The sequence below is a fragment of the Rhizobium sp. UBA1881 genome, assembly GCF_002338015.1.
In the GTDB taxonomy this organism is placed as follows: domain Bacteria; phylum Pseudomonadota; class Alphaproteobacteria; order Rhizobiales; family Rhizobiaceae; genus Rhizobium.
The window spans coordinates 20387-27069 of the sequence record NZ_DDHH01000050.1; the positions used below are offsets into that span (position 1 = coordinate 20387).

The 6683-nt window shown below is 60.4% G+C and carries 6 protein-coding genes; 5 read left to right on the forward strand and 1 reads right to left on the reverse strand.

Annotated elements, in window-relative coordinates:
• Positions 1-318 precede the first annotated feature (318 nt).
• From B3605_RS05020 to B3605_RS05040, 5 genes are read left to right on the forward strand one after another with little or no spacing between them, the layout of a single operon-like run.
• The gene (locus B3605_RS05020) at positions 319-1326 is read left to right on the forward strand and encodes an iron-siderophore ABC transporter substrate-binding protein (protein ID WP_112943219.1); all 1008 of its coding nucleotides are present in this window, start codon (positions 319-321) and stop codon (positions 1324-1326) included.
• Positions 1323-2363 (forward strand): FecCD family ABC transporter permease, encoded by a 1041-nt coding sequence (locus tag B3605_RS05025; protein ID WP_112943220.1) that lies wholly within the window; start codon positions 1323-1325, stop codon positions 2361-2363. Before B3605_RS05020 ends, B3605_RS05025 begins: the two co-directional genes overlap by 4 nt.
• Before the next feature lie 2 nt (positions 2364-2365).
• Positions 2366-3400: a FecCD family ABC transporter permease gene (locus tag B3605_RS05030; RefSeq protein WP_296432728.1), complete on the forward strand. Its 1035-nt coding sequence runs from the start codon at positions 2366-2368 to the stop codon at positions 3398-3400.
• Positions 3397-4224, forward strand: coding sequence for an ABC transporter ATP-binding protein (locus B3605_RS05035; protein WP_132668284.1), 828 nt, complete (start codon positions 3397-3399; stop codon positions 4222-4224). The genes B3605_RS05030 and B3605_RS05035 overlap by 4 nt, the downstream gene beginning before the upstream one ends.
• The gene (locus B3605_RS05040) at positions 4221-5294 is read left to right on the forward strand and encodes a DUF2218 domain-containing protein (protein WP_296432733.1); all 1074 of its coding nucleotides are present in this window, start codon (positions 4221-4223) and stop codon (positions 5292-5294) included. The genes B3605_RS05035 and B3605_RS05040 overlap by 4 nt, the downstream gene beginning before the upstream one ends.
• Positions 5295-5367: 73 nt before the next feature.
• Here the strand turns inward: B3605_RS05040 and B3605_RS05045 are convergent.
• Positions 5368-6683 (reverse strand): aconitase family protein (locus B3605_RS05045; RefSeq protein WP_296432734.1); only part of this gene is annotated, 1316 nt, incomplete at its 5' end.

The window sequence follows — 6683 nt, forward strand, 5'->3', positions numbered from 1 at the left end:
CTCGCGTTCCAGAAGCTGTTTTCACCATGGTAGGCACCCGGTGGAAAACCGAGAGTGCATGCCGGTTGCGTGGAGAACGCACGTACCGAACGGCATTGTGAATGGCATGAAGCATTCGCCAGCCGGCATGGTCTCGTCCGCGTCCCCCGCTAAAGCCACTAACTTGAGCACGTTTGTCTAGTATTGTAAGTTTTCCGTGTTTTGTAGGATACCATGGGAATCTCGCCTGCATTGCCATTCGACAAACGCATTGCCGTTGACGCTCACGCCTTAACCTGAAAGTGAGGGTCCACTTATACGTTTGGCGGAGTATGTACAATGTTTCGGTTCTGGCGTCTGACCCTCGCGGTGTTGACCTTCGTATACACACTCGCCGCCGGCGGCACATTGAACGGCGCGCTCGCCAATGATGGCGTAACCTACCCCATCACCATAAAGCATGCGCTCGGCACGACGATCATTCCCAAAAAGCCCGAGAGGATCGCGACGGTTGCCTGGGCAAACCATGAGGTGCCCCTGGCGCTTGGCGTCGTGCCCGTGGGCTTTGCGAGAGCGAACTTCGGCGATGATGACGGCGACGGACTTCTGCCTTGGGTCGCCCAAAGTCTGAAGGAGCTTCACGCTGACAAGCCTGTGCTGTTCGACGAAGGAGATGGTATCGACTTTGAGGCAGTCGCTGCCACTCATCCCGACGTCATTCTCGCCTCTTATTCCGGTCTCAGCCAGGCCGACTACGATACGCTGAGCCAAATCGCGCCTGTCGTCGCCTACCCTGACGCCGCGTGGTCCACCGACTGGCGCGAGATGATCCGCCTCAACAGTGCCGGCATGGGCATGGCGCCCGAGGGCGAGGCGTTGATCAAGAAAATCGAAGGCGAGATCACCGCCGCCGTGGCCACGCACCCGGAGATCCGCGGCAGGAAGGCCATGTTCGTCACGCATCTCAACCCGCTCGACCTCAGCACGATCAACTTCTACACGACCAACGATACGCGGGTGAAGTTCTTCAAGGATCTGGGACTTGAGAGCCCAAAGAGCGTCGTCGACGTTTCGCAACCCGGAAAGTTCTCGGGCTCGATCAGCGCTGAACGCATCGACATGTTCGACGACGTCGATCTCGTCGTGACCTATGGCAACATGAAACTGCTGTCGGCAGTCACCGCAAACCTTTTGATGTCCAAGATGCCGGCTGTCGAAAAGGGCGCGATCGTCGTTCTCGGCGCAAACAGCGTCGGGACGGCTGCAAATCCCACGCCGCTCTCGATTTCCTGGGTCTTGAAGGACTATGTTGCCCTGCTTGCCGAGGGCGTGGGAAAGTCGAAATGAAGGCGACGAGGAGAACCGTCGTGCCGGCAACAATTGCTGCCCGGTCGAATGGCGCGCGAGGTTTGTGGCTGGCAGGTCTCTTCGTGCTGCTCATGGCTTTGCTCGCCTTGTCTATTACCGTTGGCACTCGTGAGGTGCCATGGAGCGATATTGGCGCGGCGCTCTTCGGACGTGTGGACGATATCGGACAGGCTGCAGTTGCCGTTCGTATCCCACGCACTGTGCTGGCTATGCTTGCAGGCGGCGCTCTTGGCCTTGCGGGCGCAATCATGCAGGGCGTGACGCGCAACCCGTTGGCCGATCCTGGTATCCTCGGCGTGAACATGGGAGCCTCGCTCGCCGTGGTAGTGGGCGTCGCATGGTTCCACATCGCCTCAGCCGAAGCCTACGTCTGGACCGCGATATTCGGCGCCGGCTGCTCGGCCTGCTTTGTCTATACCATCGGCTCGCTGGGGCGTGGCGGAGCCACACCGCTGAAGCTGACGCTTGCCGGCGCCGCGACTTCCGTCGCCTTTGCCTCAATGGTGATCGCGGTCGTTCTGCCGCGTGCCGACATTGCCGGCGGCATACGCTCATGGCAGATCGGCGGCGTGGGTGGGGCGGCGTTCGAGCGGATCCTGCCCGTTCTGCCATTCCTATTGGTGGGATTTGCGATCAGCTTTCTTTCCGCCCGAAAGCTGAACTCGCTTGCTCTGGGTGACGATATGGCGGCTGGGCTCGGTGAACGTGTAGCAACAGCGCGCGCCATGGGCGCGCTTGGGGCGATTTTGCTATGCGGCGCAACAACGGCTATCTGCGGGCCCATTGGCTTCATAGGTCTGGTCGTTCCGCATCTTTGCAGGCTGCTGATCGGCGTCGATCACCGCTGGCTCCTGCCCTTCTGCGCCATAGGCGGGGCCTGTCTGCTCCTGGCGGCAGACATCGTGGGGCGCATCGTCGCTCGGCCGGGAGAACTCGATGTCGGTGTTGTTACGGCCCTGATTGGCGCACCGTTCTTCATTTGGATCGTCAGACGCCATAGGGTACGTGAACTGTGACCATGTCTTCGTCCGTATCGGGTTTGACGGCCACCGGCCGTCGTCGCCGCGCCCGCAGACATGCGGCCGTTGTGCTCGCGCTTCTGCTCCTCGTTGTCGCCATCTTCGCTTTCTCGCTGTGTGTTGGACAGACCGTGACGCCGCCGGGTGACGTCCTGCGTGTCCTGATCGGAGAGAACGTCCCGGGCGCGAGCTTCACGGTCGGTCAGTTGCGCTTGCCCCGCGCCGTGCTCGCCATTCTCGCTGGCTTGAGTTTTGGCCTTGGAGGCGTTGCGTTTCAGGTCATGCTGCGCAACTCCCTCGCCAGTCCCGATATCATCGGAATAAGTTCGGGCGCCGGGGCGGCAGCGGTGTTTGCAATCATCATACTGTCGATGAGAGGGCCAATCGTTTCAATTATCGCAGTGGTCGGCGGGCTTGGCGTCGCCCTGATGGTTTACGGCCTCTCGTCGCGAAACGGCGTTGCGGGAACGCGTCTGGTCCTGGTGGGGATCGCAGTCTCCGCCATGCTGGAGAGTATCATTTCATACATCCTTTCCCAGGCGCCGGCGTGGAACCTGCAGGAAGCCATGCGGTGGTTGACTGGCAGTGTCAACGGTGTCCAGCTGGGTCAGGCTGCGCCGCTTGTCATGTCACTTGTCGTCTTCGGCGGCCTTCTCGTAAGCCGGAGCCAGGACCTTGAGGCACTCCGCCTTGGCGATGACACCGCCGCAGCACTCGGGGTGCGCGTATCGCGAACCCGGATCATGATCATCATCGGCGCAGTCGGCGTCATCGCAACAGCGACAGCCGTAACAGGCCCGATCGCCTTCGTAGCATTCCTTGCCGGGCCAATTGCCGCCCGCATCGTCGGCGGCAGCGGATCGCTGCTCGTACCCTCGGCGCTGATCGGCGCCCTGTTGGTTCTTGGCGGCGATTACATCGGCCAGTTTCTGCTACCCGGCCGCTATCCTGTTGGTGTTGTAACCGGAGCGCTAGGCGCACCTTATTTGATTTTCCTGATCGTCCGCGTCAACCGGACCGGAGGTTCCCTATGATGGCTCGTACTCTGACAGCCGGCAATCTTTCGGCAGGCTACGGCGAAACGGAAATCCTGCACGATCTCGACCTCGCAATTCCGCCTGGGAAGATAACCGTGATCGTCGGCGCTAATGCCTGCGGCAAGTCGACTTTGCTCCGGGCAATGTCGAGGCTTCTGTCGCCCATCGCTGGACAGGTGCTTCTTGATGGAAAATCGGTCCACAAAACACCACCGCGAGAGCTAGCGCGCTCTCTGGGGCTGCTTCCCCAGTCACCGGTAGCACCCGAAGGCATCACGGTTGCTGACCTCGTCAGCCGCGGCCGGCATCCGCACCAGAGCCTGTTCTCACGCTGGAACAGCACGGACGACGAGGCAGTGGATGGCGCTCTTGCGGCAACAAACACCGCCGAACTCGCAGATCGGGCCGTGGACGAATTATCGGGAGGTCAGCGCCAGCGCGTGTGGATCGCCATGGCGCTGGCGCAAGCCACTGATATTCTTCTGTTGGACGAACCGACGACATTCCTCGACATAAGCCATCAGATCGAAGTCCTTGATCTCCTGACTGATCTTAATCGGGAGCGAGGCACCACCGTCGTCATGGTGCTTCACGATCTCAATCTCGCCGCGCGCTACGCTGACTATCTGGTTGCAATGAGCAGCGGTCGAGTCCACGTCACGGGAGCCCCGGAGAAAGTCTTGACCGAAGAAAATGTCCGACAGGTTTTTGGCCTGGAGAGCCGCATCATCATCGACCCAACATCGGGACGCCCCATCATGCTTCCGATCGGTCGAAACCACATGGTACCGAGCGTGAGTGCCAAGGAGACGGTGAAATGAACAACACCCAGGAATTCAAGCTCTGTGGCGTCGCTATTCCCAGGGACGCCGATCAGATGCTGAGCGAAATCTGCGAGCACTTTGTCGAACATGCGGATGTCAGGCGCACGGAGTATGGGGCGGTACTCACCAGCAAGCTTGGTTGCGCCGACATACGCATCGACGATCAGCGGCTATCCATCGAACTGACTTGCCCTTCACAACAGGCATTGCAGATGAGCCGCACGAGCATTGCCGAGCATCTATTCTATTTCGCGGGCGACGATGCGCTGGAGCTTTCCTGGTCGCAATCTGGTGCGCTTGCTCAGTTACCCAATATTCATGAGGTGACGGTTGTGTCGACCGAGGATGTCACGCCGCATATGCGCCGGGTCAAGTTCGCCTGTGCCGATGTCAGCCCGTTCATCGGCGGAGACATGCATTTTCGACTGCTTGCTCCGCCTAAAGGCCGCAACCCCGTGTGGCCGGGCCTGCGCGAGGACGGTCGTGTTGCTTGGCCGCAGGGCGAAGACGCCTTGCTGGTGCGGGTCTACACGATCCGCGAGGTCGATATCAAACGCCGCGAGCTCTGGATCGATTTTCTACAGCACCCCGCCCCTGGCGTCGAAACGCCGGGCGCAGATTTCGCTCGCGATGCCCGGCCGGGCGACAAGGTGGCCTTGCTCGGGCCCGGAGGTGGCGCACTTCCCGAGGCCAGCGAGCTTCTAATGGTCGGTGACGAGAGTGCCCTGCCCGCTATCGCGCGAATCGTTGCCGAGATGCCGGCGAGTACACGAATTCGGGCGATTATCGAAATCTCAGACAAGGCAGAGGAACAACCTCTGCCATCTCCCGCTTCACTCGATGTCCGCTGGCTGCATCGCCGCGACTATCTGTCCGATGGCAGAAATATCCTGCGAGAAGAAGCTGAAGCAGCGATCGGTTCGATGACCGATGACACCTTCGTGTGGGTTGCATGCGAGAAGGAAGACATCCGCGCGATCAAAGCGCGACTTAAAGCTCTCCAGCACGACAAGAAGAAGATGTACGTGGCCTGGTATTGGGCAGCCGGCAGCGATACTTCACGCTGATAACTCATTACCCTGGAACGCAAAACGCCCCTCAATGGATCGCATTGAGGGGCGCTTTGGTCAGATCAGAACCTTAGTAGTGGACGGACCGGCTGTCGATCGGCGTCGTCTTCGGCGGAGCAAACTTCGTCAGGTTGATGCCTTCGACGGCCACACGATACTCCTCGATGCTCGGCGTGCGGCCGAGGATCGCGGAGAGAACCACCAGCGGAGTCGAAGCGAGCAGCGATTCACCCTTCTTCTCCGCGGTGTCTTCAACGACGCGGCCCTGGAAGAGACGGGTCGAGGTGGCGAGAACGGTGTCGCCCTTCTCGGCCTTTTCCTGGTTACCCATGCACAGGTTGCAGCCCGGGCGCTCGAGATAGAGGATGTTCTCGTACTCGGTGCGGTTCGATGTCTTCGGCTTGACATCGTCGAATTCGAAGCCCGAATACTTCTGGAGGATTTCCCAGTCACCTTCGGCCTTCAGCTCGTCGATGATGTTATAGGTCGGCGCAGCGACGACGAGCGGTGCCTTGAACTCGACCTTGCCCTCGTTCTTCTCGATGTTCTTCAGCATCTGGGCGACGATCTTCATGTCGCCCTTGTGCACCATGCAGGAGCCCACGAAGCCGAGGTCCACCTTCTTGGTGCCGCCATAGTAGGAGACCGGACGGATCGTGTCGTGGGTGTAGCGGCGCGAGACGTCGGCATTGTTGACGTCGGGGTCGGCGATCATCGGCTCGTCAATCAGGTCGAGGTCGACGACGACTTCGGCGAAATACTTCGCATTATCGTCAGGCGTCAGCGCCGGCTTTTCGCCCGAACGGATCTCCGCGATGCGGCGATCGGCCTTGGCGATCAGACCCTTCAGCGTCTGAGCCTCATTGTCCATGCCCTTGTCGATCATGATCTGCATGCGCGACTTGGCGATCTCCAAGCTCTCGATCAGCGTCTCGTCTTCCGAGATGCAGATGGAGGCCTTGGCCTTCATCTCGGCCGTCCAGTCGGTGAAGGTGAAGGCCTGGTCGGCGAGCAGCGTGCCGATATGGACTTCGATGATGCGGCCCTGGAAGACGTTGTCGCCATGCTGCTTGAGCATCTGCGCCTGGGTGGCGTGAACCACGTCGCGGAAGTCCATGTAGGGCTGCATCGTGCCCTTGAAAGTGACCTTGACCGACTGCGGGATCGGCATGGTGGCTTCGCCGGTGGCGAGCGCCAGCGCGACAGTGCCCGAGTCGGCACCGAAGGCCACGCCCTTCGACATACGGGTGTGGCTGTCGCCGCCGATGATGATGTCCCAGTCGTCGACGGTGATGTCGTTCAGCACCTTGTGGATGACGTCGGTCATCGCATGGTAGCTGCCCTTCGGGTCGCGGGCGGTGATGACGCCGAAGTTGTTCATGAAGG

Excerpts from the sequence above, each read along its gene's own strand:
- B3605_RS05020 (WP_112943219.1), top strand. The coding sequence starts at position 319 with ATGTTTCGGTTCTGGCGTCTGACCCTCGCGGTGTTGACCTTCGTATAC.
- B3605_RS05025 (WP_112943220.1), top strand. The coding sequence starts at position 1,323 with ATGAAGGCGACGAGGAGAACCGTCGTGCCGGCAACAATTGCTGCCCGG.
- B3605_RS05030 (WP_296432728.1), top strand. The coding sequence starts at position 2,366 with ATGTCTTCGTCCGTATCGGGTTTGACGGCCACCGGCCGTCGTCGCCGC.
- B3605_RS05035 (WP_132668284.1), top strand. The coding sequence starts at position 3,397 with ATGATGGCTCGTACTCTGACAGCCGGCAATCTTTCGGCAGGCTACGGC.
- B3605_RS05040 (WP_296432733.1), top strand. The coding sequence starts at position 4,221 with ATGAACAACACCCAGGAATTCAAGCTCTGTGGCGTCGCTATTCCCAGG.